This is a genomic window from Deinococcus deserti VCD115 (assembly GCF_000020685.1).
GTDB lineage: Bacteria > Deinococcota > Deinococci > Deinococcales > Deinococcaceae > Deinococcus > Deinococcus deserti.
In genome coordinates, this window is sequence record NC_012526.1 from 1,422,739 (window position 1) to 1,448,251 (window position 25,513).

The 25,513-nt window shown below is 64.0% G+C and carries 25 protein-coding genes; 7 read left to right on the forward strand and 18 right to left on the reverse strand.

Annotation, left to right across the window (positions count from 1 at the left end; translation table 11 throughout):
* Window positions 1-75: 75 nt before the first annotated feature.
* The 6 genes from pepF to DEIDE_RS06795 form a co-directional block, all read right to left on the reverse strand.
* A complete protein-coding gene (gene pepF, locus DEIDE_RS06770; RefSeq protein ID WP_012693204.1) occupies window positions 76-1,893 on the reverse strand; it encodes an oligoendopeptidase F in 1,818 nt (605 codons plus the stop codon).
* Between the two features lie 129 nt (window positions 1,894-2,022).
* Window positions 2,023-2,823, reverse strand: a complete 801-nt coding sequence (gene trpA, locus DEIDE_RS06775; RefSeq protein ID WP_012693205.1) for a tryptophan synthase subunit alpha — start codon at window positions 2,821-2,823, stop codon at window positions 2,023-2,025.
* Complete coding sequence (gene trpB / locus DEIDE_RS06780) at window positions 2,820-4,082, reverse strand: tryptophan synthase subunit beta (RefSeq protein WP_012693206.1); 1,263 nt, start codon at window positions 4,080-4,082, stop codon at window positions 2,820-2,822. Before trpB ends, trpA begins: the two co-directional genes overlap by 4 nt.
* 60 nt (window positions 4,083-4,142) lie before the next feature.
* Window positions 4,143-5,027 (reverse strand): tRNA glutamyl-Q(34) synthetase GluQRS, encoded by an 885-nt coding sequence (gene gluQRS / locus DEIDE_RS06785; protein WP_012693207.1) that lies wholly within the window; start codon window positions 5,025-5,027, stop codon window positions 4,143-4,145.
* A 114-nt stretch (window positions 5,028-5,141) separates the two neighbouring features.
* On the reverse strand, window positions 5,142-5,390 hold the full coding sequence (locus tag DEIDE_RS06790; RefSeq protein ID WP_012693208.1) for a hypothetical protein: 249 nt from the start codon (window positions 5,388-5,390) through the stop codon (window positions 5,142-5,144).
* Window positions 5,387-6,010 (reverse strand): ParA family protein, encoded by a 624-nt coding sequence (locus DEIDE_RS06795; protein ID WP_012693209.1) that lies wholly within the window; start codon window positions 6,008-6,010, stop codon window positions 5,387-5,389. The genes DEIDE_RS06790 and DEIDE_RS06795 overlap by 4 nt, the downstream gene beginning before the upstream one ends.
* 117 nt (window positions 6,011-6,127) lie before the next feature.
* Between DEIDE_RS06795 and DEIDE_RS06800 the strand changes: the two genes are divergently transcribed.
* Window positions 6,128-6,355: a hypothetical protein gene (locus DEIDE_RS06800; RefSeq protein WP_012693210.1), complete on the forward strand. Its 228-nt coding sequence runs from the start codon at window positions 6,128-6,130 to the stop codon at window positions 6,353-6,355.
* Between the two features lie 210 nt (window positions 6,356-6,565).
* The gene (locus DEIDE_RS06805; protein ID WP_041227158.1) at window positions 6,566-7,393 is read left to right on the forward strand and encodes a PIG-L deacetylase family protein; all 828 of its coding nucleotides are present in this window, start codon (window positions 6,566-6,568) and stop codon (window positions 7,391-7,393) included.
* 113 nt (window positions 7,394-7,506) lie between these two features.
* Here DEIDE_RS06805 and DEIDE_RS06810 read toward each other — a convergent pair whose 3' ends face one another.
* Genes DEIDE_RS06810 through DEIDE_RS06825 form a run of 4 tightly spaced genes read right to left on the reverse strand, consistent with a single transcriptional unit; the run spans window position 7,507 to window position 11,695 of the window.
* Window positions 7,507-8,127: a type 1 glutamine amidotransferase family protein gene (locus DEIDE_RS06810; RefSeq protein ID WP_012693212.1), complete on the reverse strand. Its 621-nt coding sequence runs from the start codon at window positions 8,125-8,127 to the stop codon at window positions 7,507-7,509.
* Window positions 8,124-8,321, reverse strand: coding sequence for a hypothetical protein (locus DEIDE_RS06815; protein ID WP_012693213.1), 198 nt, complete (start codon window positions 8,319-8,321; stop codon window positions 8,124-8,126). The genes DEIDE_RS06810 and DEIDE_RS06815 overlap by 4 nt, the downstream gene beginning before the upstream one ends.
* A 37-nt stretch (window positions 8,322-8,358) precedes the next feature.
* A complete protein-coding gene (locus DEIDE_RS06820) occupies window positions 8,359-8,748 on the reverse strand; it encodes a DUF3208 domain-containing protein (protein ID WP_012693214.1) in 390 nt (129 codons plus the stop codon).
* A gap of 31 nt (window positions 8,749-8,779) precedes the next feature.
* Window positions 8,780-11,695 (reverse strand): hypothetical protein, encoded by a 2,916-nt coding sequence (locus DEIDE_RS06825; protein ID WP_012693215.1) that lies wholly within the window; start codon window positions 11,693-11,695, stop codon window positions 8,780-8,782.
* Between the two features lie 156 nt (window positions 11,696-11,851).
* Between DEIDE_RS06825 and DEIDE_RS06830 the strand changes: the two genes are divergently transcribed.
* Window positions 11,852-12,565 carry a hypothetical protein gene (locus DEIDE_RS06830; RefSeq protein WP_012693216.1) on the forward strand — a complete coding sequence of 238 codons (714 nt, stop codon included), beginning with the start codon at window positions 11,852-11,854 and terminating at the stop codon, window positions 12,563-12,565.
* 189 nt (window positions 12,566-12,754) lie between these two features.
* Here DEIDE_RS06830 and DEIDE_RS06835 read toward each other — a convergent pair whose 3' ends face one another.
* The 6 genes from DEIDE_RS06835 to DEIDE_RS06860 all read right to left on the reverse strand — a co-directional run bounded on the left by DEIDE_RS06835 (window position 12,755) and on the right by DEIDE_RS06860 (window position 18,723).
* Window positions 12,755-13,675 (reverse strand): diacylglycerol/lipid kinase family protein, encoded by a 921-nt coding sequence (locus tag DEIDE_RS06835; protein WP_012693217.1) that lies wholly within the window; start codon window positions 13,673-13,675, stop codon window positions 12,755-12,757.
* 37 nt (window positions 13,676-13,712) lie between these two features.
* Window positions 13,713-14,849: a non-hydrolyzing UDP-N-acetylglucosamine 2-epimerase gene (gene wecB / locus DEIDE_RS06840; protein WP_012693218.1), complete on the reverse strand. Its 1,137-nt coding sequence runs from the start codon at window positions 14,847-14,849 to the stop codon at window positions 13,713-13,715.
* Between the two features lie 4 nt (window positions 14,850-14,853).
* A complete protein-coding gene (locus DEIDE_RS06845; RefSeq protein WP_012693219.1) occupies window positions 14,854-16,011 on the reverse strand; it encodes an MraY family glycosyltransferase in 1,158 nt (385 codons plus the stop codon).
* A gap of 152 nt (window positions 16,012-16,163) precedes the next feature.
* Window positions 16,164-16,787: a uracil phosphoribosyltransferase gene (upp, locus tag DEIDE_RS06850; protein WP_012693220.1), complete on the reverse strand. Its 624-nt coding sequence runs from the start codon at window positions 16,785-16,787 to the stop codon at window positions 16,164-16,166.
* Between the two features lie 33 nt (window positions 16,788-16,820).
* Window positions 16,821-17,660 (reverse strand): aminoglycoside phosphotransferase family protein, encoded by an 840-nt coding sequence (locus tag DEIDE_RS06855; protein ID WP_012693221.1) that lies wholly within the window; start codon window positions 17,658-17,660, stop codon window positions 16,821-16,823.
* A gap of 43 nt (window positions 17,661-17,703) precedes the next feature.
* On the reverse strand, window positions 17,704-18,723 hold the full coding sequence (locus DEIDE_RS06860) for an HD-GYP domain-containing protein (RefSeq protein ID WP_012693222.1): 1,020 nt from the start codon (window positions 18,721-18,723) through the stop codon (window positions 17,704-17,706).
* Between the two features lie 35 nt (window positions 18,724-18,758).
* Between DEIDE_RS06860 and DEIDE_RS06865 the strand changes: the two genes are divergently transcribed.
* Window positions 18,759-19,508, forward strand: a complete 750-nt coding sequence (locus DEIDE_RS06865) for a YkgJ family cysteine cluster protein (RefSeq protein WP_012693223.1) — start codon at window positions 18,759-18,761, stop codon at window positions 19,506-19,508.
* A 17-nt stretch (window positions 19,509-19,525) separates the two neighbouring features.
* Here the strand turns inward: DEIDE_RS06865 and DEIDE_RS06870 are convergent, their stop codons facing one another.
* Window positions 19,526-20,041 carry a metal-binding protein gene (locus DEIDE_RS06870; RefSeq protein ID WP_193589552.1) on the reverse strand — a complete coding sequence of 172 codons (516 nt, stop codon included), beginning with the start codon at window positions 20,039-20,041 and terminating at the stop codon, window positions 19,526-19,528.
* 95 nt (window positions 20,042-20,136) lie between these two features.
* Here DEIDE_RS06870 and DEIDE_RS06875 point away from each other — a divergent pair, with 95 nt between their 5' ends.
* On the forward strand, window positions 20,137-22,275 hold the full coding sequence (locus DEIDE_RS06875; protein WP_012693225.1) for a S8 family serine peptidase: 2,139 nt from the start codon (window positions 20,137-20,139) through the stop codon (window positions 22,273-22,275).
* A gap of 97 nt (window positions 22,276-22,372) precedes the next feature.
* Here DEIDE_RS06875 and DEIDE_RS06880 read toward each other — a convergent pair whose 3' ends face one another.
* Window positions 22,373-23,380 (reverse strand): MDR family oxidoreductase, encoded by a 1,008-nt coding sequence (locus tag DEIDE_RS06880; RefSeq protein WP_012693226.1) that lies wholly within the window; start codon window positions 23,378-23,380, stop codon window positions 22,373-22,375.
* Between the two features lie 291 nt (window positions 23,381-23,671).
* On the opposite strand from DEIDE_RS06880, the gene DEIDE_RS06885 reads away from it, so the two are divergent.
* Both DEIDE_RS06885 and cdd read left to right on the forward strand, forming a co-directional pair.
* Window positions 23,672-25,012, forward strand: coding sequence for a hemolysin family protein (locus DEIDE_RS06885; protein WP_012693227.1), 1,341 nt, complete (start codon window positions 23,672-23,674; stop codon window positions 25,010-25,012).
* Window positions 25,005-25,445, forward strand: coding sequence for a cytidine deaminase (gene cdd / locus DEIDE_RS06890; protein ID WP_012693228.1), 441 nt, complete (start codon window positions 25,005-25,007; stop codon window positions 25,443-25,445). Before DEIDE_RS06885 ends, cdd begins: the two co-directional genes overlap by 8 nt.
* Window positions 25,446-25,513: the final 68 nt, after the last annotated feature.

Consider the following 25,513-nt stretch of genomic DNA (forward strand, 5'->3'; position numbering starts at 1 on the left):
CCTATCCACGTCCACGATGTTGATAGAACCCGGCCCGGACAACGCCTCCAGGCCTGCGTCCAGCAGGTCTTGTCGTCAGCTCTGCCGGGCAGCCAGAATTTGCTCCAGGCGGGCAACGTAGCCTTCCAGAGTGCGGAAAGTCGCCTGAACGGGCTCGGGGGTCAGCATGTCCACGCCTGCTTCCCTCAGGGCGTCTATAGGGTCCTGGCTTCCCCCGGACTTCAGGAACCGCAGGTACGTGGCCTGGGCCATAACCGGGTCAACACTGAACTGCTCCAGCAGCTGATGAGCCGCGCTGATGCCGGTGGCGTACTGGTAGGCATAGAAGTTGGCGTACAGGTGCGTGGAGAACTGAGCCCACAGGATGCCGCTGCGCTGGCGGTCCATGGTCACACCGTCGCCGTACCCCTGAGCCAGCAGGTCGGCAGTCAGGGCAATCAAGTCCGGAGCGCTCAGCGACTGGCCCGCTTCGACCCGGCGGTAGGCTTCGAGTTCGAACGCTGCCAGGGTCGGCATGATGAAGAAGTAGCGGTGAAAGTTACTCAGCGCTTCCTCGATGATGGCGACCTCAAAGTCGGTATCACCACGCTCGCGGGCCTGCTTCAGGAGGTACTGGCGCACCATGGCCTGGTTGAAGTTGCTGGCCACCTCAGCGTGAAACAGGGTGTAACGCGGCACGGAGTGGGGGTGCTCACGCTGGGAGAGCAGCGAGTGCATAGAGTGGCCGATCTCATGCGCCAGCGTGCTGTAGCTGTTCATGGTGCCGTTCCAGGTCATGAAAATGTACGGCTTGACGCGGCCTCCGCCGTTGCTGTAGGCACCCTGCCGTTTGCCTTCGTTCTCGGCATAGTCCACCCACCGGTCCTCGGTCAGGCCGTGGCGCATGTCGCGAAGGTACTCTTCGCCCAGCGGGGCCATCCCTTCCGCAATCCAGTCCACCGCCTGCTGGTAGGAGACGCTGCGAGGAGGATTCAGAGCCGCCTTGACGTCATACTCCCGCAGTTCAGGAAGACCCAGCCACTCGCGGCGCACGCGCCAGTACCGGTGCCAGATGGGCGTATTGGCGCGGTAGGTGTCGAGCAGGGTCGTGACGACTGCCGCCGGAATGTTGTCCGGAGACAGGCTGGCTGTCACCACATCCGGGTAGTGCCGGGCACGGGCCAGGAACACGCTCTGCCGCACGTTTGTCGCGTACATGGCAGCCTGGGCGTGCTGCACGGCGAGGTGCGCGTCGGCGTAGTTTTCCCACGCCTCCTGGCGGACCTGGCGGTCAGGGTGGCTGGTCAGACGGTCCACGTTGCCTTGCGTGACGGCCTCGCCGCCTGCAGTTCCAAAGCGCAGATCCATATTGGCCAGAGCCGGGTGAATGCTGCGCTCGCTGGCAAAGGGAGCCTGAACGGCGCCCAGCAGCTCTTCGACCTCGGCAGAGCGTACATGGGGCTTGAGGCGCAGAATGCGCTCCAGGCGGACCCGCTGGTCGGAGAACTGAGGAGTTTGCATCCAGCTGCGCAGCTTGTGCTCGTCAATGGCCAGAATCTCTGGGCGCGCAAAGGCAGACGCAGCCCCGTACTGGGCCATGATGCCGCTGGCACGGTCGCGGCGCGCGGCAGCCACCGCGTCACGGCCGTCTACACTGGCATTCATGCTGGCGTAGGACATGAAGCGTGAAAGACGCAGATCAAGCTCATCAGCCTGGACGAGGTAGGCGAGCAGGGCCTCCGGGCTGCTGCCCAACCTGCCGGCGTGCTCAGTCAGGGCGTTGATGGCCCCGGGCAGCAGCTGCGCCTCAGCCTCCCAGGCCTCCGGGGTAGCGAACAGAGCCTCAATATCCCAGGTTTCCTCGCGGGGAACGTCAGCGCGTGGGGGCAACACCTTCACTTCAGTTGTATTCACCGGCCCAGGCTAGCACCACCTCAACAGGAACCGGACATCGCGCCGGTACCGCATCTGTATTGATCCATAGGCCAGGAAAAAGAGAAAAGGGCCCGTTCAGGGCCCCTTTTTTGACAATGGAGCTGGCCCTCAGCGCTGGCAGCCGGCTGCGATCTCGCGGGCCAGAGCAGAGACGTCTGCCCCGTCACGAGCAGCATTGATAAAGGCGCTGCCCACCACCACGCCGTCGGCCATCTGCGCCACCTGATGAGCCGTAGCAGCGTCCTTCACGCCGAAGCCCACCACAATCGGCACCGTCGCATGCTTGCGCGCCAGATCAAGCATGGCCGGCACTTCGCCCAGGGCAGTGCCTTCGCGGGTCCCGGTGACGCCGGTGACGCTGACGGCATACAGAAAGCCGGTACAGGCCTGCGCCACCAGTTCCACCCGGGCGGGAGTCGAGGTCGGGGCGATCAGGAAGGTCACCGCCAGACCAAATTTGGCAGCAAGGTCCGCGATTTCCAGATCCTGATCGGGCGGCAGGTCCGGCAGAATCAGACCGTCTACACCTGCCTCCGCAGCCAGGGCCATGAATTTTTCCGGGCCGACGGCATAGATGGGATTGACATACGTCATCACCACGATCGGCGTGTCGTGGCGGCGGCGCAGTTCACGGATCAGCTCCAGGGTTCCTCTGGTGCTGGTTCCGCCAGCCAGTGCCTTTTCCGAGGCGCGCTGAATGGTGGGGCCATCGCCCAGTGGATCGCTGTATGGAATGCCGATTTCCATGATGTCGGCCTGTTCGATCAGCTGGTCAGCCAGGGCGGGAAAGGCCTCCGCGCTGGGATAGCCGGCGGTCATAAACGGGATGAAGGCAGCGCGGCCCTCGGCATCGGCACGGGCAAAGGCGCGGTGTAAGCGCTCTACCCCACGGGCAATGGTAGCTGTCATGCAGTGACCTCCCGGGTCATGTCTGTGTTGGCTTGTTCCCTGCTCAGGTCCAGAAGGCGCATGACTTCGGCCACATCCTTGTCACCGCGTCCACTGAGGTTGACCACAATCACCTGGTCGGGACTCATGGTCCGCGCAAGTTCGACCGCGTGGTAAACGGCATGTGAGCTTTCCAGCGCAGGAATGATTCCTTCCAGACGGGTCAGCATCTGCAGGGCTTCGAGGGCCTGCGCATCGGTGACCGGGACATACTCCGCCAGCCCGGCGTCGCTGTAGTAGCAGTGCTCCGGGCCAATGCCAGGGTAGTCCAGACCGGCGCTGATGGAGTGCGGCGGCACAATCTGGCCCTCATCGTCGTTCATCAGGTACATCAGCGAGCCGTGCAGCACGCCCACCCGGCCGCCAGCAACCGACGCGGCATGTTTGCCGGTATGAACCCCTTCCCCGGCGGCCTCGGTGCCGATCAGACGCGGGCGCTGATCAGCCGGCAGGTAGGCGAACGGAGCAAAGATCCCGATGGCATTGCTGCCGCCGCCCACGCAGGCCACCACGGCGTCGGGAATGGAGCGGCCTTCCAGCGCCGGCAGCTGCAGCATGACTTCCTCACCGATGATGCTCTGGAAGTCTCTGACCATGGCCGGGTACGGGTGGGGTCCCACGACGCTGCCCAGAATGTAGAAGGTGTCGCGAACGTGTGTGACCCAGTCGCGGATTGCCTCGTTGGTGGCGTCCTTGAGGGTTCCGGTGCCGCTGGTGACAGGCCGGACTTCAGCCCCCAGCAGCTTCATCCGGAAGACGTTGAGGGCCTGACGACGGATGTCCTCCTCGCCCATGTAGACCACGCATTCCAGGCCCAGGAGTGCAGCCGCCGTCGCGCTGGCAACCCCGTGCTGTCCGGCGCCGGTCTCGGCGATGACCCGCCGCTTGCCCATCCGCACAGCCAGCAGCGCCTGGGCCAGGCAGTTGTTGATCTTATGCGCGCCGGTGTAGTTCTGGTCCTCGCGCTTGAGGTAGATTTTGGCGCCGCCAGCATGCTCGGTCAGCCGACGGGCGAAATACAGCCCACTGGGACGACCCACGAATTCGCGGTAGAGCCGGTCAAGTTCTGTCAGGAAGATGGGATCCTGCTTGGCCACCTGATACGCAGCATCAAGTTCATCCAGGGCGGGAATCAGGGTTTCTGGAACATAACGCCCGCCGTAACGGCCGAAACGGCCGCGCACATCCGGCAGCGGAAAAGACGGGAATACCAGGGGCATGATGCCCAAGGTTACGCAACTGACCGGCTCTCTAGAGGGGGCTTGTCTTAGACAACTGGTCTAAGTTTGTGCATCTGTAACAAAGCTCTGCCACAGTGGCAACAGCTCAACGGCCGACACCTCGCCCGGGACCCGCCAGCCCAGAGAGGCCGCCAGGGCAGACAGCACCCGTCCCGGCGGCTCTCCCCGTTCACGCAGGGCCATCAGTGGAGGGGCTCCACCACGCTTGGCCAGCCTTTCGCCCCGGAACCCGGTCATGAGCGGAACGTGCAGGTAACGCGGTGTGGGCAGTCCCAGCGCCCGCTGCAACGCGACCTGCCGGGGAGTGGCGGGGAGCAGGTCCTCACCGCGCACGATGTCGGTTACCCCGGAGGCTGCGTCATCCACCACCACTGCAAGGTGATAGGCGAACACGCCGTCACCCCTTCGCAGCACGAAGTCCCCCACCTGCATGCGCAGATGCTGGCAGTGTACGGAACGGCTCAGCCCGTCGGGGACACAGATGGTCCAGTCGGGAACCTGCCAGCGCAGGGCCGGAGTGCGGCCCGCAGACAGGGGCCGCGAACTGCAGGTCCCGGGATACACGGGTTCCTCACCGTGAGGAGCCCCGGCACTGTCCTGAATGGCCTGCTGTATTTCCTTGCGGGTACAGGTACAGCCGTAAGTATCCAGCTGCGCGGCAGCAGCCTCATAACGAGCAATTTGGCTGGATTGCAGGCTTTCTTCGTCCCAGTCAAGCCCCAGCCACTCCAGGTCCCGGCGTGTGACGTCGTATGCCCAGTCCCGGACGCGGCCGACATCCAGGTCCTCGAAGCGCAGCAGGTGGCGCCCGTTGGCCGCGCGGGAATGCAACCAGGCCAGCAGAGCAGTGCGGGCATTGCCCATGTGCATAGCACCGGTAGGGCTGGGAGCAAAGCGGCCAATGACGGCATGCGGCGCACTCATGCGTGCAAGCTACCGCGCAAAGGCTCAGGCAGTTCAGGGTCGCACAACCCAGCCCGCAGCAACAGGATCAGAGGGCACCAGCCCAAGTTGCCTCTTCAACCTGCTGGGAAGGCGTTATGCACGGTCGCGCAACCACATCAGCAGCAGATCTTCAACAAGCTCACTGACGCTCTCGCCGCCGTCTTTCTTGATTTCCCGCCATACCGCCCGCACCGTTTCCTTGCGTACATAAACCGGCTCGAGCCGTTCGCTCGTGTCTCCATTGCGCCGGCCGTCCGGGGCTGGACTGACCTTGCGGCCCTCCGCCTTTCGCCCGGCATCCTGCAGATAAGCGAATCTTGGTTTCTGGCGCCCGGCCTTCATATCAGCTCCTTTGACAGGGCCAGGATGTCCTTCCAGGCTGGCGCAGCGCGGGGGTCTCGCACGTCACGCGCCAGGGTCGCCAGTTCGGCGGCTCGCTGGTAGGCAACAAAATTGCGAATCAGGGTGTTACACACCGTCACCCCGGAGTCGCGCAGGTCCTCGCGGGCTTCCTCGCCGGTCTTGCCCTGGGCAGGGACCCGGGTCAGAACCACGCGGGCACGGCGCGCGGCGCTGACCTCATCGTCCAGATAGTCGAGCAGACTGCGGGCTGCGTCCAGTTCCAGAGCTCCGGGACCGCTGGGAATCAGCATCAGGTCGGCCTGAACGGCCAGTGCCCGCAGATCCTTACGCTTGGGACGGCCTTCGGTGTCGATCAGCACCACGTCCAGACTGGTGAGCCGTTTGGGCTTCACGTCGCCAGCGGCCAGCACCGGAAACGGCAGGGGAACGCCGCGCTGGGTGGCGCGCGCAGCCCACCGCAAGCTGCTGCCCACCCGGCCGTCTTCATCGATCAGGACAACCTGTAGACCCCGTTCTGTCAGGGCGCCTGCAAGGTGAATAGCCAGGGTGCTTTTGCCCACGCCACCCTTTTCGGAAGTGATTGCCAGCACGGTGGGCATAACCGGAGCGTAGCAGAGGCCAATGGACAGTTGGTCAGCATTCTGTTGCCAGGGCCATGACGACCGGCGAATTTGCGATGCCACGGTATTTTGCTTCAGACGTGGCATCATGGCGCCATGCACGAAGCGGACCGCCTTGAGCAGTTGCTGGCCTCCGAACCGTATTGGACAGCGCGCGTGATGCAGGAGCAGGGCAGCCGCTTTTACCGCGCTCTTGGCGCTGCACTTGAAGCCGCCGATGCGTCAAACCGCCGGCTGATCTATGCCACGTGGACGGACGCAGTGTGGGACTTTTACCTGCGCGGGCGGCGGCTGGAAGAAACTGAGGCGGCGGGAGAGGGCTGAGTCGGACCTGACCTGAACAGGCCTGCGGGCGACCCTCCAAAGAGCGCCGTGAGACCGGGTTTTTCGCAATAAATAGGCGATATCCCGTCTTGAACTGGTGTGCTGCTTGCAGGCTACCCGCCATTGCCTACGGCCGAAGCTGGCAGAACTGCGCTCAATGCATTCAGGCATCCGCGCATGCTGGAATCGTCCCCCTCTAGACTGCCGGTCATGACGTCCACCCCGACCCTGCTGGCCATTTTTGCGCACCCTGACGACGAAGCCTTTAGCCTCGGAGGAACCCTGACTCACTACGCCCGGCGAGGCGTGCGGGTTGTGCTGGCGTGTGCTACCCGTGGAGAAGCTGGCAAAATCACGGTCCCTGGGATGACGGTCGAGGATCTGGGAGCACAACGCGAGCAGGAACTTCGCGACGCCTGCATGGCCCTGGAGATTCCGGAACCTGTATTCCTGGATTACCACGACTCCGGCCGCTATGAGCGCACACGCCACAATGATCCACGCGCGCTGATGAATGTCACACCCATGGAGATCGAGGTCAAGTTACGCGTCCTGATCGAACAGGTCCAGCCGCAGGTCATGGTGACCTTCGATCCGCACGGAGGCTACGGGCACATCGATCATCTGCAGATCCAGAGGGCAGCGACGGGAGCTTTCTTCAGTACCGGGCACCTGCCACTCGGGGGGCCTCAGCGGCTGTACTACACGGCCTTGCCCTATGAGGCAGCCGAAGGTCTGGCCCTGATGGGTCAGGACCTTGACCCTCTGCTCTACGGCGTGTCTCCACAGACCGTGGCGGTGCGGATGGACGTCAGCGCCTACGCTGAAAATAAGAAGGCTGCTCTGGCAGCGCACGGCACCCAGATGGGTGAACAGAGTCTGCTGGGCCGCATGGCCCCGGACGAGCGCGCACGGATGGAAGCCCGCATGCTGGGACAGGAGATTTTCACCGTGGGCGGTACACGCACCGGTTTACCGTCGTTTCCCCTGCGTGGTCTATTTGACGGCCTGCCGGGTCTGGAGGCTCTGGATGACTGAATCGTCCAACGGCAGGGACTGAAAGAATAGTGACTGACGTACCGTGCCGCGAGCTTTCTGCACGCCACCGTACACCGGACCCATGACATCAGGACCGGCACTTTATGTGGCGTTCAGTTCGTGCCGAGAAGCGATCCGTCTCCTCGGTACCCCAAGCGCCGGGCTGCTTCGCTTGAGGATTCTTCTCCCCAGAGTGCGGCAGCGACGTGCAGGGCCGCTTCGAACGCCCCTAAACCTCCGGGGGCAGTTCGCAACTGGGCATCCGTCACAGCCCGGCCAGGGTGTATGTCCAGCGGCTCGTAACTCCAGAGAGATTCGGTGAGGTCTTCACTCCCGCCAATCTCGCGTCCGCGCAGGCTGCCTGCCTCACCCAGCAGCAGCAGCCCACTGCCGCTGGCACCGGTGGGCAGCGCCGGGTGAGCACCCAGAAACGCCCGCAGAAGAGGATCACGGCTCGCTTTTGCTGCGCCTGGTCCGCCGGGCAGCAGCAGTGCAGCGGGTTCAGGCAGTGCCGCATACAACACATGCGGCGTGCTCACCAGCCCACCTGCAGTGAGAATGCTGGCCCGAGAACGGTTGACTGTCCGGGTGGCATCTGGCCCGCCACACAGGCGGCAGACCGTGACCATGATCCCGAGTTCAAGTTCGCTCACCCCGGCATAGACAGGAATAGCGACAACGGGACCAGAACTGGTCTCGAGGTCGGAACTCTCCGGCACTTCTGACCCAGTCACGGCTGCGACAGGGGCCCAAGGCGGTAGCCGCGCCGGGCAGTAGGCGGCGCCACCTCGCCGTGCTGCAGTAGAGCACTAACAGCCTCGTCAGGCAGACGTTCGATCCGCCGCAGGTAATCGCCCAGGGTCAGCAGGGTATCGAAGCGGCGGGGATGCGGGTCTCCTTCGATGTACAGGTCAATCCAGGCGATCACAGACGGGGTTTCCTCCAGGTCAGGCGCAGGTTCAGGCTCACAGGTCGCGCAGGTCTTCCCACAGCTGCCAGCCCACGCCGGCTGGCGTGCTCTCCAGCAGGGGGTTGAGGGTCTGGCTGGCGGCGCTGGCGTCGGCATGCAGGGCGTCGTTGCCCGGCCGCTCGTCGTACACCCGCAGCACGGTGAACTGGTAGAACACTTGAGAAGCCGTCGGCTCACCGTTCTCAAAAAAGGCAAACGGCGCCTGCACGCTGTCCCACAGCACATGGGCGTCTTCCGTACCACTCATTCCAGGTGGGTCAGGCAGCTCCAGCTCGCGGGGCAGGTAGTGATCAAGGTCCACGTCGGCGTCCTGCGGGTGCCACATGTAGCCCTGCAACAGGCGGACAGCGGCGCGGCCCCCGGCCTGCGAATCGGTGATGCTCACGCCGGACAGCATACCCGACTTCTTCCCCTGATCAGGAGGGACCCACCCGGGGGCGGCTGCCGCACAGGCTTTCCTCGGCCTGCACCAAAGCGTCCGACAGCCGCAACACCTGGAGGTCGGCTGCCGGGTGCAGTGTCAGCACAACGTCACGGGCACCGGGGTGCGCGGTTTCCAGGGTCAGTCCGACTTCGCGCCAGACTCCGGTTCGAAACGGAGCCAGACCATCGGCCTGGAGCGCGTCACGCAACCAGAGCAGCGTGCGGGTTCCGTCCATCACAGCAATGCGCGCCTCCAGGGTCAACAGCTGAGCCTGAAGACCAGGATCCACCTCCGATATGCTGGCAGGAAAGGACGAGTCCTGAACAGCCCCCGGCACCCGTCTGAGCAGCGCGTACGCACGGTTGATTTCAGCCAGAGCCTGGTCCGGTTGTCCTGCACGCCACTGCGCGTCGGCGTGAACCGCCCGTGCCTGGGCTTCTTCGTACGGATGCCGGGCTAAGGACAGTCCGGCGCTGGCATCCTGCATGGCACGTTGGGCATCCGGCTCGGCCAGAGCGCGGCTGAGATGCAGGTCCAGGCGCAGAATCAGGTCGCGGTCGCTGGCGTCGGCACCGTGCAGCAGCAGCTGGTCCATCAGCTGCCGGGCATGGGCGAGGTCCGGCGAGTCGCAGGTAGCCCCAGACAGTGGCTGCAGGTAACAGCGGCCCAGACCCCGGGTCAGGTAAGCCAGTGCCACACGCAACAGGGTGCGCCTCTGCCGGTACCCGGCCTCGGCTCGTCGGCCGTCACTGCGGGACAGCAGGGCCAGGGCCTCGCCAGCCACCCGCAGCGCCTCTTCCGGCTGGCCTAGCGCCAGGTGCGCGGGGGCGGCTTCAGACAGCAGCCGCGCCCGGGGCACGGCGTCTCCGTAACGCGGCAGGTCCTGAGGAAGCAGTGCCAGGGCCCGGCCAAGTCGCTCCAGACCTTCCCGGGCACGGCCCAGACGCCGCAGCGCCGTGCCCGACCGGGCCAGCACGCGGGCCAGCTCCTCGGCGGTGCCGCCAGCGACTTCCAGCCGGGACGCCGCGTCGTCCAGCGCCCGGAGGCCGGCCCCAGGCAGCCCCAGGCGCAGCATCAGGTCACCTTCCTGATAGCGGGCCCGGCCCGAGAGCAGTGGACTGGACAGCGGAACCGCGCGCAGCGCTGTCAGGGCCTCCGGCCAGCGGCCTGCATCCTTGGCGATCAGGCCGCGCCAGAGCAGCGCGCGTGGGCCACCGTGCTCGGCGCGGGGATCGCTGGCCTTGCGGGTGGCCGTCTCCAGATCGCCCTGCCAGCGTGCCAGAGCAGCCTCGACCAGCAGGGCGTCGGCCTGGGCAGCCCGGGCCCACGGTTCCAGAGAGGTGACAGGCTCCAGGACAGCCGCCACGTCCGCGTGCGCGAGTTGCAGATGTGCGGCCTCGATGTTGCCAGCCTCCAGGCTGCTTTCTGCGAGTTTGACCCTTGCCCAGGCCCTGACCACATCCCGGTCAGACTCCAGCAGGGTGAACAGTCCGTCGCGCAACCGGGGATGTCCGTATTCGCCGCGTCCGGCATGATGACCCACGACAGCCCGCGCCAGAGTTTCGAGCTGGGTGCCCTGCGCAGACTGGCGGATGGCAGGCCAAAGCGGCGGCAGATGCCGGGCGTCGTCGGGATGGCGCGTGACGAGCGTTGCCAGGGCTGCCCAGTCTCCGACGGCTGCCAGAGCCGACATCCGCAGGCCGCTGTCCACGGTGCCTTCAGCGCCGGCCACGTGGCGCAGGGCCGCCAGCCGGGCTGCGGGCGACACCTGTGGCCACGCCGCCTGAAGTGCCGCTGACGGCAGCCACCCACCGTCGGCGCCCCGCACAAGCGCGCGGGCGTGAGCTGGCAGCGAACTGACGTCTGAGCCCAGCGCAGCTTCAAGCACCGGGCCAGGGATGGGATGACCGGGAGGCAACAGAGTCTGCAGGGCCGCGGTGGCTTCTGCCAGAGCACGTGCGTCCCGGTCGGCCATCAGGTCTGCGATCCCTCCCGGCGCCCATTCACCGGTGTCAGATCCCAGGCTGCCCAGCAGTGCCAGCCGGTCTAAATGCCGGCCCGTCTCGGCCACCAGCCGGTCGGCTTCGGCCCGGGTCACACCAAGGCGGCCCATCAGGTATGTCCGCGCCTCGGCAGGGCTGGGCGGACGAAGCTCGATCAGTTCCGTGCCCTGCTCATCCAGACCTTCGGGGTCTTCTACTGCCAGCAGGACGGCCACTCCATCGGGAGCGCGGCGCAGCAGCTGTTCCTGTGCCCAGCGGGCAGGAGTCACGGTACGTCCCAGCGGGTCGCGGGGCGGGCCGCCCGCAAACGACAACTCGCGGGTGACACGCACCAGCAGCGCCCCATGATCAGGCAGCGCAGCGCGTGCCGCGTCGGTCTGAGCCTGACCCAGCGCCGCAAAGGACTGTCCAACGAGGTGTGGGAGGCCCAGCACCGGCCCAGCCTCGCCTGCCAGCGCGAGACGCCGGACCGGAACCTGAAGTTCCAGCAGTGCGCGCTCCACCTGGCTGAGAAGGATGGTCTTGCCGGCCCCGGCCCGGCCGGAAACGATCAGCCGCGGCGCGCGGCCAGCCCGAACGCCGGAGACAAACTGCTTGAAGGCACGCTTCTTTGAGCGGCCCAGCAACTCGAGCTCATCTGGAAGGGGTGCGGCCACCGGTGCCGAATGAGGTCCAAGCTCAGGGCGCCCGGCCAGCTTGGCCAGATCATTCAAAATGCTGGCCAACGCGGCCTTGTCGCGCGGGGTGCCGATATCGCGGTATACGATGTTGCGCAGACTCGCCGGATTGGCGCCACGCTCACGCATCTCTGCTTCCAACCAGCGCAGACTGCCCCGCACAGGGCCGCTGCCCTCGCCGGGAGGCAGATGAGCGCGCAGGTCCGCCAGGATTGCCTTCCAGTCCACGTCGCTTCCGAGCCTAGCATCTGTCAAAACATCAGTTGGACTGGGTTCAGAACAGTTGAAAGAATCTCCTTTGCAACAGCATAAAAGCCCGATTGGCTAAATGTGTATACTCGGTCCAGAAATCTGCAATATCTTCACCTCACCTCTGGAGGATGTATGCGTACACCAATTCTGATCATGACTCTTAGCCTGGCGGCGCTCACGGGAAGTGCAGGCGCCCAGACGTTTAAGGAAGCGCAGTCCCTGTTCAATCAGGGCAAATGGCAGGAAGCTGCCGCTGCCGCTGCTGCCCTGAATACCAGTGAAGGCTTTGCGCTGGCTGCCGAAGCCACTACGGCAGGCGCGGCCCTGAGTGCAGACTCGCTGAAGAAGGCCCTGTTTCTTGAGGCCCAGGAGTACGCCGACAAGGCGATAGAAAAAAACCGAGACAATGCAGAGGCTTACTTTGAAAAGGCCCGTGCCCAGGGTCGTCTGGCTCAGTACAGCGGGATTCTTCAGAGTCTGGGGCTGGCTGGGGACATGAAAAAGAACCTCGAAAAGGCTCTGCAGCTCAACCCGCGTCTGGCCGGTGCCTATGTAGCGCTGGGACTGTGGCATGCCAACCTGGTGAGCAAGGGGTTTGTAGCCACTCAGGCGACCGGCGCCAACAAGAACAACGTGGTGCCGAACTTCAAGAAAGCCATCGAGCTGGAGCCCACCAATCCCACCCACCGGGTGGAATACGTCAACGCTATGCTGCTTCTTAACCCCAAGGACAACCGGGCCTTCGCTGTACAGCAGTTGCAGGCCGCGGTCAACATGGGCGGCACCACCTTCTGGCAGAAGCGAGATGTGGAGGCAGCCCGGACTCTGCTGGCCAAACTGCGTTAAGGGTCTCCATCATGTGCCAGTTTGGGCTATGTGCCTGAACTGGCACTTTTTGTGGCTACTCAGGAGTGTCGAACAGAAATCCTGAAGCACAATGCCTTGTACGGGAGTCCGGGTCGTTTCTTCTGCGACCATGAACGTGTGGGAGCTGTCAGGCTGCCCTATCAGTACCGTGATGCGCCCGGACAAATCTCAGGGAGCATTCAACAGAGTCACGGCGCCAGGAAGCACCCGCACCTGCACCTCACGCACCAGACCATGCAGGTCACCGTCCAGGTGAAGGGGTGTGGGCTCGTCCCACCGGACGGTGATCCAGCGGCCAGAGGCATGGTGCACTCCTTCCTGGCCCAGATGACGTCCGCGAAGCACGGACACCATGAGCAGCAGAAGCCGGGGAGGAATCAGAGGACCACTGGCCAGCACGTTGGCCTCACCGTCCTGCACGTCGGAGCGGGGACTGATCTGAAAGCCACCGCCATAACGTGTGCCGTTCATCACGGCCACCAGTGCACTTCTGCCGTGATAGAACTCACGGCCATCCACGACTACGCTTACTGTTGCCATCTTTAGCTCGCGCAGGGTCACGAGCGCAGCCCAGCCATAACGTGCCAGGCCGGGCAGGCGTGCGGGGGCCCGGGCCATGTTCAGGGTCACCTGCGCGTCGAAACCCATCCCCAGGCCATTGAGCAACACGGTTCGCTTGCCGGTCCGCTCACCTTCCGTGACCGTCACTTCCAGCGCGTCTACCTGCCGGGGCAGGACATCCAGGAGTCCTGCCGCGTCCTGAAATTGCCCCGGACGGAGCCCGATCATGCCGGCAAAATCGTTCCCCGTCCCCAGAGGCACGATGGCCAGCGGACGATCTGTCCCCACGACAGCTGGGAGTAACGCACTTACCGTCCCGTCGCCGCCCACCGCCACCACCGGTACCGTTGCGGGCAAAGCCTGCACCCGCCGCAAAGCTTCTGCCCCTGTGTCTGCCTGAATCAGATCAAACTTCAGCCCACGCACAAGCAGAGCAGCTTCCAGACGCGGCCACTCCCGCAAAGCAAGCCCGCCTCCAGCATGAGGATTCAGGACGACCGCCACGCGCTCGAAACGGTTGGAGGACATACTCACAGTGGCGCCAGCATAGATCAGGAAGGCAGGCTCACTGCCAGTCGTCGGGGCGCTGCGTCAGGCCGAAATGCCAGGCAATGGCCTGAGCGATCCGCCCGGCTGCTTTTCCGTCGCCGTAGGGGTTACGGGCGCTGCGCATGGCTTCAAGCTGGCGCTCGTCGCCCAGCAGTTCCAGCAGGGTCGCTTCCAGCTGCTGCGGGTCGTTGCCCGCCAGCCGTAACACGCCAGCTTCCACCCCCTCGGGCCGTTCGGTGACATTGCGCAGTACCGCCACAGGCACGCCCAGGGCGGCGCCCTCCTCCTGCAACCCGCCGCTGTCGGTGGCCAGCAGGACGCTGGCGGCCATCAGCGGGGCCATCTCGCTGTAGTCGAGCGGCTCGATCAGTTCAAAATTCTCAAGGCTCCCGAGCGCGGGCCGTACCGCTTCCTGCACAGCCGGAGACAGGTGCACCGGGTAGATAAAGTGAAGCTCCGGATGCGCCCGGGCCACCCGGCCCAGAGCCTCGGCCATCTCACGCATCATGGGCTGATTTTCTCGCCGGTGCATGGTTACGGTCACCAGCCGCTGCCCGGCCTCAAGCCGCTGCCGCCAGGGCGGACGCAGCGGGACACGGCCCGCTACCTCACGTACGGCGTCGACGGCCGTCTGACCAGTCACAAAAATGCCAGTTTCCGACTTGCCCTCGCGCAACAGGTTGGCTTTGCTTCCGCCGGTGGGTGCGAAGTCCAGGGTAGACAGCACGCCGGTCAGACGGCGGTTGGCCTCCTCAGGAAAAGGCTCCCGCAAATTTCCACTGCGGAGTCCGGCTTCCACATGCCCGACAGGAATGCCCTCGTAAAAGGCTGACAGGGCAACGCAGAATGACGTACTGGTATCTCCATGGACCAGGACCATATCTGCCCCCATTTCGCGCAGGGTCCGGCCCGCCTGGGGCACGATGCGCGCAGTCAGGTCCGCCAGCGTCTGACGGTCGGTCATGACATTCAGGTCGTGGTCGGGAGTCAGGTCAAAGACACTCAGGGCGCCGTCAAGCATCTGACGCTGCTGCCCGGTAGACAGGATGAGAGGCTGCAGGCCGCAGGTCTGTTCCACAGCGCGGTACACCGGGGCCATTTTGGTGGCTTCAGGGCGGGTTCCAAAGGCCAGCACGATACGTTTTGAGGTCATACAGTCAGGGCCTCGTGGAATGAGATTCAGGGGCTGCAGCAGGTCTATCTTCACGGCTGTGGGCCCGCACCCGCCGGTGGGCGACAAACCACAGGCACACCAGGACCAGGACACCCGTCAGGCCGATGGCGAGAAGCGGTACGCCCTGCAGCAGCATGCCCAGCATGCCGCAGGCCAGAGCCACCATCCACAGGATGACGGCGGTGCGGCGGGCGCTGGCGGTCCGCGCCAGCACCCGGTGGTGAATATGGGTCTTGTCCGGGTGGCCCAGCGGGTTACGGATACCGCGGGCAAGGCGACCGATCACCACCTGGGTCGTGTCCAGCACCGGCAGAGCAAGCACGATCAGTGGCACGATCAGGCTGGCCCCTGCACTGAATTTGAGGGTACCCAGCAGACTGACGGCCGCCAGGGTGAAACCGATCAGGTACGCTCCGGCGTCTCCCATGATGATGCGGCTGGGATTGAAGTTGTGACGCAGGTATCCCAGGGTGGCCCCGGCCAGACCGGCCAGCAGAATCACCGCGGCCGCCCGGTCAGTGAACTGCGCAGCCGTAACAAGCAGCACCATGCTGACCACAAAGCCTACCCCACCGACCACACCATCGACTCCGTCCATGAGGTTCACGGCGTTGGTCAGGCCCACGATCCATACGATGGTCAGCAGGGTACTGAGAGGTTCGTTGACCGCCTCGGGCAGCACCGGCAGAAACGGAATCGCGTTGAAATCCATCTTCAGTCCATTGACCACCAGCAGCACTGCCACCAGCACCTGAACCACCAGCCGGGTCACCGGCGAGAGTCCGAACTGATCGTCGATAAAACCGACCAGCACCATGATGCTGGCTCCCAGCAGAATGGACAGCACCTGAATATTGACGAGCTCAACCATAATCGGCCGCAGGGCCCAGGCCAGCACCACACTGGTGATGAAGCCAGCGAAGATGGCCAGTCCCCCTGCGTTGGGCAAAGGCTCCTTGTTCAGCCTCCGGGCGTTGGGTTGGTCAGCCCACCCGGCCTTCACCGCGAAGTCCCGCAGGCGGGGAATGAACTGCCAGGTAAAGACCCAGGCAGCAAAAAACGTGATTATAACGCTAATGAAGCCGCGTCCAAACAGGTTGGCAATACCGAATTGCGCGGCGAGCGCCCCCAGTGAATCCATATGAATCTATTACCTCCACGTCTGCCCGGACGGCAGACGGCACGGGCACATCAGAGAAAGCCCTGACGGCCTTCCCCTATTCCCTGATTGAAGTCTAAAGGTTGTCGCGTCCGGGTGCCTCGTCCCAAAGAAGCACACGTCAGGCAGTCAGATCATTTGGTGCCGTAGATCCGGTCGCCCGCGTCTCCTAGGCCCGGGACTATATACCCGTGCTCGTTGAGGTGGCTGTCAACAGCAGCAACCACGATCTCGACCTCCGGGTGATCGCGCTCGATGACTGCAATGCCCTCGGGCGCGGCAAGGATCGACATCAGCTTGATGGACTGGGCGCCCGCGTCCTTGAGGCTCTGAATGGCGGCGCTGGCACTGCCCCCGGTAGCCAGCATGGGGTCGGTCAGAAACACCCGGCGCTCGGCAATGTCGGCTGGGAGTTTGTTGTAGTACGCAACCGGCTTCAGACTCTGGGGATCACGGTACAGGCCGATGTGCCCCACCTTGGCGGCCGGCACCAGGTCCACGATGGCGTCGGTCATGATCAGGCCGGCGCGCAGAATGGCCACCAGGGCCAGTTTCTTTCCGCTGAGCATCGGAAAGTCAGCTTCGACCAGTGGGGTCGTCAGGCGCTGCGGAGTTAGTTCGAGGTCGCGCATGGCCTCGTAGGCCAGCAGCAGGCTGACCTCGCTGGCCAGCTCGCGGAATTCCTTGACACCAGTGTGAATATCACGCATCAGCGAGAGCTTGTGCTGCAACAGAGGGTGGGCAACGACCGTAACCATGGCTTCACCATAACGCTGAGCGGGGCGGGAGGCTCAGCGCGGCAGTCTGGCCAGTGCGTGTCGCGCGCGGGGGACCTTACGGGCCCGTTCGCCCTCGAACTCGTAGGGCTCGTTCATCAGGAACCAGTACAGGTCATGCAGGGTTGTCAGGGCCAGATAGGCGCGGTACCGGCGCAGCGTGCCAGTGTCGGCCGCCGGCAGAAAGGACAGCGCGGCCTGCAGGCTCTCGTCAGCGCCGAGCAGATCCAAAGTGCCGGTCTTGAGCAGAGCCAGGTCCCGCAGGGGGTCGTCCCAGGCCGCCTTGGTCCAGTCGATGACCAGAACCGAGCCGTCATGAGGAGCGACCAGGATATTGTCATGCCACAGGTCCAGATGGCAGAACGCCGCAGGCTGATCGAGTTCACCACGCTCCAGGGGAAGTTCCACCGCCTCGAACAGGTCTTCCAGTGGGTAGGCGGCCAACGCACTGCGAAAGCGGCGCAACCGCTCCTGGACCCGCCGGAGATCGACACGTCCGCGGGTCTCCTGGTGCAGGGACCCCACAATCCGGCGCAGCTCCGGCAGTGCCGCCGGGATATCAGCAGTCCGCAGAGGCCGCCCCGGAAAGCGCCGCAGAATCAGGGCTTCAACGCCGTCCGCCTCCACCGCGTCGACCACCCACTGCCCCATGCCGGCGCGGCGCATGTTGTCAGCCTCAAGGCGATGATGCCCCTGATGGTTGCGAAAAACCTTCACTACAGCCTGTCCGTCGTGTGTGGCATAGACCCGGCTCTGCATTCCGGAGTCCATCGGCGTGAGTGGCCCAAAGCGCGCTTCCAGGTGAGGAAAGCGCGGCGCGGCGCTTTCCCCGGTGGAAGCCGGGCGCAGGGTCAAACCCTGCTCCCGAACCCGGCCGCACGCACGAGTGTAAATGCAGTCACTGCGGCAGTTTCTCCAGCGCAGCCACCAGCTTGGGGTCAAGACCCTTGCCAGCCTGGGCTTTGACGCGCTCCAGGTCACCCAGCCGGACGTAGGCATTGGCCACCGCCAGGATCCGCGCATACAGCGGAATGTCCTCCCCCGCCAGACGTCCCGGTTCTCCCTGACCGTCCCAACGTTCGTGATGATGGCGGATGGCCTTCTGGGCCTCGTTCATGAGAGGCACGTCGTGCAGAAAGTTGGCCCCAACCTGGGCGTGTGCGGTCTCGCCATGAATCTTACCCAGGTCGTGCATGGTCGCTGCGAACCACAGCTCATCCAGGTCCCGTCCAACCAGCCCGACAGCGCGGCCCAGCGCAACACTGAGGTCCGCCACCGCCTTACCATGTCCCAGCGCATCAAAATCCTGGCTCTCAATCGCCTCGACCACCGAGGCGGTGATCTGCCGGGCTGCAGCTTTCCATTCCTCACGGCTTTCCAGCACACCTATTAACGGCGCAACGGCCGCTCCCCACCGGTTTACCGCTTCCTGAGCCGCCGGCGAAACCCCTTCAGATGACGTCCGGTCAAGCACCAGGGCGCCCAGTGCCCGACCACGGTCACTCAGGGGCACCACCAGCGTCAGGCGGACGTCCTTCATGCCACAGGTGTCAAGCGTGCTGTGCAGTTCTGCAGGATTGGACTCGTACAGCTCCCTGGCTCCGTCGGCCAGCATGCAGGGCTTCATGGCTCTCCACGGTCCGCTCAGAGCCGTACCAATCAGGGCTTTTGGATAGCCGGAGACCCCGGCGACCTTGTCCTGTCCACGGCGGAGAATGGCGTATCCACGCATGTCACCGCCCAACAGAGTGCTGGCGTGCAGCAGAGCACCTTCAAGAATGCCTTCGAGGCTTGGGCGGGCCAGCAGGTCGTTCAGCACACGCGTTGCGTCCGGCACACCCCCGGCCGGCGTGGACGTGGGCTTACGGGCCTCTGTGACAGGCGCCGTTGGCTGGGGGGTTCTGGGGCGTCGGAACACGGTTCACCGAGTATACCCGCGGTACCCTGCTCTATATGACGTCCTCTGCACGCCTCACCACCAGCGGCCCGCACGCAGCTGTTACGGCCCCGGTCCGGCGGGGGTATGAACGCTACGCGCGCCAGGCTGGCCAGTGGCTCCAGGGGTATCAGGCCCGTGGTGGCAAGGTGTATTGCGGAGCGGGCTGCTTCGCATGCTGCAATATGCCAATCCGGGTCAGTCTGGCAGAAGCTCTTATTACCGCTGATGCGCTTGATCCCGCCAAAGCCAGAGCAGTCGAGAATCATGCCCGAGCCGCATTGGCCAACGCCCGAACGGCGCGGAATGACGAAGAATATGTGCGGCGCCACCGTGACGAAGTGGGCTTCTGCCCGCTGCTTGACCGGGAGACGGGAGCATGCAGCGAATACGACGCCCGCCCCACGCGCTGCCGGGACACATTCAGTGCCTTTCCAGCCCGGTACTGCGCGTCGGGAACCTGGGAGCAGATGAGCCGCCGGGAGCAGGATGCCTACCGCCGTGAAGTGGCCAGAACTCCAGGCACCGACGGCGAGCTGCACTTTATTGCGCCGCTTGAACACCTGTCCGAGCCGGTATGGGTCGCGGCAGCCAAGGCCATGCGAAGCACCTGGGGCATGGAGGTCTGGGGAGACTTCTGGGTGCTGACCACCCTGGCGCGAGACACGACCTTCATGGCGCGCGTGTCGGCGGGGGACGCGCGGGGCGCCTGGCGCGCAGCACACAGCCGGGGTCTGGCCCACCGGGACCTGCTTGAACTGAGCTGATCCCTGCCTGGCCTCCACTAGCGTCTGCGAAGTTTTTTCAAGCCGCGCCGCATGCCATGGTCGGGGCGCACTCCGTCGGCGATCAGGTGCAGCCACTGGCTGAGATAGTACCCGGCAATTAAAGGAGCCACGACCTTGACACTGATGGGCTGTGGAATGGCCGGGACGGTTACGGACGGCGCCACGTACCGCAGCAGACCGACAATCAGCGCCAGCAGTGCGGCCAGGTAGGCCAGCCGGGTCAGTGGGCCCACCAACCAGGTGTGTGACAGGCCCCGGTGGCTGAACAGCATGCCATAGGGCACCCACAGTACGCCCAGCACTCCCCAGTGGCGCTTGCTGTCTACTTTCCCTTCGGCGAGGTCAAGGTCAGGAGACAGCAGGAAGGTTCCCACAGCAAAGGCCAGGGTGAAGTAAAGGGCCTGCGACGGCGTGATACTCAGAATGTCCTGCCTGGAGGCAACCAGGACCGCGCCGGCCAGTACGCTATAGGCCGCAATATTGATGAGGTTATGAACTCGTCCACTGGGCACGCCCGACATTGTGCCAGCCTCAACGGGTAAAACTATGCCTCAGAAACAGGAATCATTCATCATCCATCAGCCCGCGTGCGGCATGCTGATCCCAAATGAAAAAATTGTCTGGTTCCTGGCCGATTCTGCTGACGTTGCCCTTGCTGTTGGCCGCGTGTACGGACAATTTCACAACACCAATCGTTGAACCACCAGTGGTGCAACCCCCTGCTCCGCAACCACCGGCGCCTCAGCCGCCTGCTCCGCAGCCACCGAGCGCCTCGCTTCCAGCCAGCGTAAATCTGGGTTATGGCTTCAGTGCTCCGGTGCAGGCGGCACACTCAGGTTCCTGGCAGGTTATTGACCAGCCGGCCTGGCTGAGCGTAACCCCCACGTCCGGCACCGGAGAGATCAGGCTTGCGGTCGCGGCCGACCGCAGCAAAGCGACACCTCTGGCTGCAGATCAGGCCAAACTGACCGGAGCCGTTATTCTGGAACTAACGGCTCCGGATAAGACGCGCACCAGGGCCACGATCACGGTAAGTGCCGACCAGTACCGCATGACGGGCCGAGTCGCCGACACGGCAAAAATAAGCGGACAGGCCCTGGTGACCTCCCCCATCAACCGCGCCCGCCCGGCCGAAGCGCGCGGCATTCTGGTGAAGTACCGTGACCGCGTGTCTTCGAGTGATCTGGTCGCACAGTCAGCGGCGCAGTCACCTGCCACCCGGAGTCGCGAGGTGCTCAGCAGGGCTGGAGTCACGGTGCAGTCGGCGCGCAGCCTCAATGGAGGACTGGCTGCTCTGAAGGTCACGGACCAGGCCGCCGCTCTGCGCGCCCTGCGGCAGAATCCAGAAGTGGAATATGCGGTGCCGAATGCGGTCCTTCATATCCAGCAGACCAGTCAGGCACTTGCAGCGCCCCTGGAACCCACTGACCAGTATGCGCCGCTTCAATGGCCTTTCAAGTTGATGGGATACCCGGCGGTGTGGCGTGACATGGAGTCCGGCACGTACAACCGTGCAGTTACAGTTGCGGTCGTAGACAGTGGGGTGCGATTCGACCACCCGGATCTGGCCGGGCAGCTATGGGGGCCAGCAGAAGGCGCCCTGGATGTGCTCAACGAACCTGACAACGGCGACGGCGACGGCGTTGACACCGATCCGACCGATCCAAGCGTAAGCGGGCGCAGCACGGGCAGCCATGGTACCCATGTCACCGGAATTATTGTCGCCCGCTGGGGCGAGAATGCCGGCAACTGTGCGGGGTGCAGCGGCACTGGCGTGGTGGGAGCAAGTTACCGCGCGCCGGTCAAGGTGCTGCCCATCCGGGCTATTGACGCCACCGGAGACGCCACGGTGGAGCATATCGTCCAGGCCCTCAACTATGCAGCTGGCCTCCCGACCCTGATCGGCGGCGTCACGTACACCAATCCCCGCCGGGCACAGGTCATCAACCTGAGCCTGGGGGGCGCCATTTCAGCCGAGCAAGCCCGCCCCCTGTGCGACGCTGTGCATGCAGCGAAGTCGGCTGGATCGCTGGTCTTCGTCGCCGCCGGGAACGCTTACGGCACCACACCCTATTACCCGGCTGCCTGTCCCGGCGCCGTGGCCGTGGGCAGCGTGACCCTTTCCGGGGGCAGTGCTCCCAGGCACGCGTCTTACAGCAATGCCTATCCCGAAGTGCAGCTGAGCGCTCCTGGCGGAACAGACCAGTTTTCTGACGTATTCAACGGCGGGCTCCTGAACAACAAGGCCTTCCCGGACATGGTGTTTTCCACCGGCTGGGACTATGTCAAGAACGAGCCTCAGTACGAAGCCATGTCCGGCACCAGCCAGGCCACCCCTCAGGTCTCGGCGCTCGCAGCGCTGCTTCTGAGCAAGGGCGTGACCAGTGACGCGGCCGGCACCCTGGCGCGCCTGACTGCGACGGCCACCGACCTTGGAGCGCAGGGCCGGGATGACCAGTTCGGCTTTGGCATGGTCAACGCAGCTGCGGCCCTTGGCGCTCCTGCCATCAGCGACACGCTGGGGCTGCGGCTGCAGAACGCCCGGGGATTTGTGTTCCAGCCCAGGCTGGACAATCTCGGGCGCTTTGAGGCATACCTGGGCGACGGCACTTTCCGGGTCGTCGGCGGACGGGACCGCGACCGCAACCAGATCTACGGCGAAACGCATGAGCCGCGTGACGAGCGTACGGTTAAGCTTGGCCCGGATACTCCACAAGTCGAGCTGGGAACCCTGGAACCCAAATAAGGTCCGGGTTATGGAAGAGGGGGTGACGAGACTACGGTCACCCCCTCTGTAGTGCACCTGTGAATCTGCATATCAGGCTGGGCACCCGCCTTGAGTCTTACCTAGTCACATCAATCACAGTTCGGCCCCGGACCCGTCCAGCCAGAATTTCCTGCGCCAGAGCAGGCAGTTCGCTCAGGCCGCGTTCCTGGGTCATGGGAGCAAGCGTCGCGGCAGGCAGCTCGTGGGCCAGCCGGGCCCAGGCGGATTCGCGCCGCTCGGTCGGGCAGGTCACACTATCTATGCCGAGCAGATTCACGCCGCGCAGAATCATGGGATAAACCGTGGTGTTCAGCTCAGCCCCTCCCGCCAGTCCACAGACCGCCACGCTACCGTGAGTGCGGGTCGAGGCATAGGCGCCCGCCAGTGTGGCTCCCCCCACCGTGTCCACCACGCCCGACCAGCGCTCGCCTTCCATGGGACGTTTCAGCGCAGGCATCTCCTCGCGGCCAATGATGTGGCGCGCACCCAGGCCCGTCAGATAGTCGGCCTCTTCCAAGCGGCCGGTGCTGGCCGTCACCTCATACCCTGCGCGCGCCAGCAGGGCCACAGCCGTGCTCCCGACGCCTCCGGCTGCCCCCGTCACGAGGACCTCGCCAGCTTTCAACCCCTGGTCCTCAAGGGCCATCACCGCCAGCATGGCGGTAAATCCAGCCGTTCCGACCGACATGGCCCAGAATGCATCGGTGCCCTCCGGCGCCCGTACGATCCAGCGTGCCGGAACGCGTGCCAGGGTCGCGTAGCCTCCATCGTGGCGCTCGCCTACGCCCCACCCCGTCACAATGACGGTCTCACCAGGGGAATAGGTACCACTTTCGTCCTGCAGAACAGTGCCTGCAAAATCGATGCCCGGGGTCATAGGATAGCGGCGCAGGATCCCGGGGCGCCCGGCGACCGCCATGCCGTCTTTGTAGTTCAGGCTTGAGTGGGTCACTTGTACGGTGACCTCGCCTTGGGGCAGATCAGCGACAGGCAGGGTCTGCCGCTCGGCCTGGACAGTGCCCTGGGCGTCCTTAAATACCCGCAGGGCCTGGAATGTGGTGGGAAGAACAGCGCTGTCTGTCATGACCAATACACCTCGCACGAAAGAAAATTCTGGAGCCCTTACCTTAGCGTCTTACCGGGATGCCAGCCGGCTTGGGCATGATTGTGAGGGCCGGGCATGATAAACTGGCGTCTGTTTATGGAGCCTCCTAGTTCTGGCTCTCCTCTGACGCCCGGTGAACACCGCCCGACGGCGGCGTTTTTGCTGTGGTTTTCTGTCTTTTCCGGTCACCGACGCTGCGCCTGCAACAGGCGGCAGTGGGCAGCATGAGCCTTGCGGATCACCGGGGCGCGGCATGGAGCGCGCCACCACATGAATGACGTTTTCGGCCTTGTGGCCATGTTTGCACTTGTTCTGATGAACGGGTTCTTTGTTGCGGCGGAATTTGCGCTGGTGAGTGTACGCCGCACCCGAATCGATCAGCTGGCCGAGGAAGGCAATGCGACCGCGCGCCTGACGCAGAAGGCCCTGCAGAACCTCGACCTGTATATCGCTGCCACACAGCTGGGCATCACCATGGCCAGTCTGGCTATTGGCTTTGTCGCAGAGCCAGCGATCGAGCATCTGATCGAACCCCTGTTCGGAGAGGGTCAGTTCTCGGAGAGAGAAATCAAAACCATCTCCTTCGGCACGGCGTTTGCCATCAGCACCGTGCTGCATATCGTGATTGGCGAACTGGCCCCCAAGACCTGGGCATTGCAGCGCAGTGAGCAGGTCAGTCTGCTTGTCACGCGTCCCCTGCGAGTCTTTACCCTGCTGTTCCGATGGGCCATTGTGGCGCTGAATGCCATGGGTAACTGGGTGGTCAGGCTTTTCGGCATGCGTGGCGTGGCCGGACATCACACCGCCTATTCGGAAGAGGAAATCCGTATGATCGTCTCGGCGTCCAGCCAGGAAGGCGTGCTCGAAGACAGCGAGAAGGAACTCGTGTACAACGTGTTTGACCTTTCTGACACGACCGTGCGCGAGATCATGACGCCGCGGGTGGATATGGTCGTCACCGACAGCGCACTGCCCCTGAGGCGCCTGCTGGAACTGCGTGCCGATCATGGCTACTCGCGGGTGCCGGTCTACCAGGACACCGCTGACAACATTGTGGGTATCGTGCATACCAGCGATGTGCTGAGCCACCTTGATGCTTTGGACACCACCACACTGGCAGACATCATGCGTCCGGTCTTCTTCGTGCCGGAAAGCATGAAAATCAACGATCTGCTGGCCAAGATGCGGGAGAAAAAGAGCCACCTGAGTATCGTGGTGGACGAATTTGGGGGCACCTCGGGTCTTGTGACCCTGGAAGACGCCCTTGAGGAAATTGTCGGCGAGATCTACGACGAGACCGATGAGGAAGAACTGTCCAGGATTGAAGTGCTGGGCGAGGGCATCTACCTGATGGACGCCAGTCTGACCGTGCATGAGGTCGAGGAGCGCATCAACAGTGACATCGAGGACGGCGAGGGCGAATTCGACACCCTGTCAGGCTTTATGACCAGTCACTTCGGGGATATTCCCGAAATCGGCCAGAATTTCGTGCACAATGGTTGGTCCTTTACCGTAGAGGACGCGGACCAGCGCCGGGTCAACCGTGTGCGCGTCGAACGAGCCCCAGATACCGACCCTCTGACCCTACCGGAGACTTCAGTCCATGAATAACCCCAATGTCCTTAACCTCGTGCCAGATCCCCAGCTGCTGGAAGGCGCTGTTGCCGCGTTCAAGCAGGCTTACGCGCCGTATAGCAGGTTCCGGGTCGGCGCTGCCCTACGTACCGCAGACGGACGGGTCTACTTTGGCGCCAACGTAGAAAATGCCAGCTACGGCCTGGGGCGCTGCGCGGAACAGAGCGCCGTCCAGGCCATGGCCACGGCGGGAGCCCGCGAATTTACGGACATCGTGGTGTACTCGGAAGCCAGCCCTCCGGCCAGCCCATGCGGAGCCTGTCGTCAGGTGCTTTACGAATTTGCACCGGATGCGCGGGTCGTTTGCGTCAATCAGGACGGGGAGATTCTAAGCGGTCTAGTAAGGGATTTCCTGCCGCATGGCTTTCGACTGGAACAGCCAGAACAGGCTGAGGCTGTCGCGGAGTAAAAATCGGTGACCTGAGTGCCTATTGTTCTGACATGCCCCGCGACTCTGGATGAGATCGCGGGGCATGT

Bases quoted from the DNA above. Each gene is read 5' to 3' on its own strand.
- trpA (WP_012693205.1), bottom strand. From the start codon at position 2,823: ATGACAGCTACCATTGCCCGTGGGGTAGAGCGCTTACACCGCGCCTTT.
- trpB (WP_012693206.1), bottom strand. From the start codon at position 4,082: ATGCCCCTGGTATTCCCGTCTTTTCCGCTGCCGGATGTGCGCGGCCGT.
- gluQRS (WP_012693207.1), bottom strand. From the start codon at position 5,027: ATGAGTGCGCCGCATGCCGTCATTGGCCGCTTTGCTCCCAGCCCTACC.
- DEIDE_RS06790 (WP_012693208.1), bottom strand. From the start codon at position 5,390: ATGAAGGCCGGGCGCCAGAAACCAAGATTCGCTTATCTGCAGGATGCC.
- DEIDE_RS06795 (WP_012693209.1), bottom strand. From the start codon at position 6,010: ATGCCCACCGTGCTGGCAATCACTTCCGAAAAGGGTGGCGTGGGCAAA.
- DEIDE_RS06800 (WP_012693210.1), top strand. From the start codon at position 6,128: ATGCACGAAGCGGACCGCCTTGAGCAGTTGCTGGCCTCCGAACCGTAT.
- DEIDE_RS06805 (WP_041227158.1), top strand. From the start codon at position 6,566: ATGACGTCCACCCCGACCCTGCTGGCCATTTTTGCGCACCCTGACGAC.
- DEIDE_RS06830 (WP_012693216.1), top strand. From the start codon at position 11,852: ATGCGTACACCAATTCTGATCATGACTCTTAGCCTGGCGGCGCTCACG.
- DEIDE_RS06835 (WP_012693217.1), bottom strand. From the start codon at position 13,675: ATGTCCTCCAACCGTTTCGAGCGCGTGGCGGTCGTCCTGAATCCTCAT.
- wecB (WP_012693218.1), bottom strand. From the start codon at position 14,849: ATGACCTCAAAACGTATCGTGCTGGCCTTTGGAACCCGCCCTGAAGCC.
- DEIDE_RS06845 (WP_012693219.1), bottom strand. From the start codon at position 16,011: ATGGATTCACTGGGGGCGCTCGCCGCGCAATTCGGTATTGCCAACCTG.
- upp (WP_012693220.1), bottom strand. From the start codon at position 16,787: ATGGTTACGGTCGTTGCCCACCCTCTGTTGCAGCACAAGCTCTCGCTG.
- DEIDE_RS06865 (WP_012693223.1), top strand. From the start codon at position 18,759: ATGACGTCCTCTGCACGCCTCACCACCAGCGGCCCGCACGCAGCTGTT.
- DEIDE_RS06875 (WP_012693225.1), top strand. From the start codon at position 20,137: ATGAAAAAATTGTCTGGTTCCTGGCCGATTCTGCTGACGTTGCCCTTG.
- DEIDE_RS06880 (WP_012693226.1), bottom strand. From the start codon at position 23,380: ATGACAGACAGCGCTGTTCTTCCCACCACATTCCAGGCCCTGCGGGTA.
- DEIDE_RS06885 (WP_012693227.1), top strand. From the start codon at position 23,672: ATGAATGACGTTTTCGGCCTTGTGGCCATGTTTGCACTTGTTCTGATG.
- cdd (WP_012693228.1), top strand. From the start codon at position 25,005: ATGAATAACCCCAATGTCCTTAACCTCGTGCCAGATCCCCAGCTGCTG.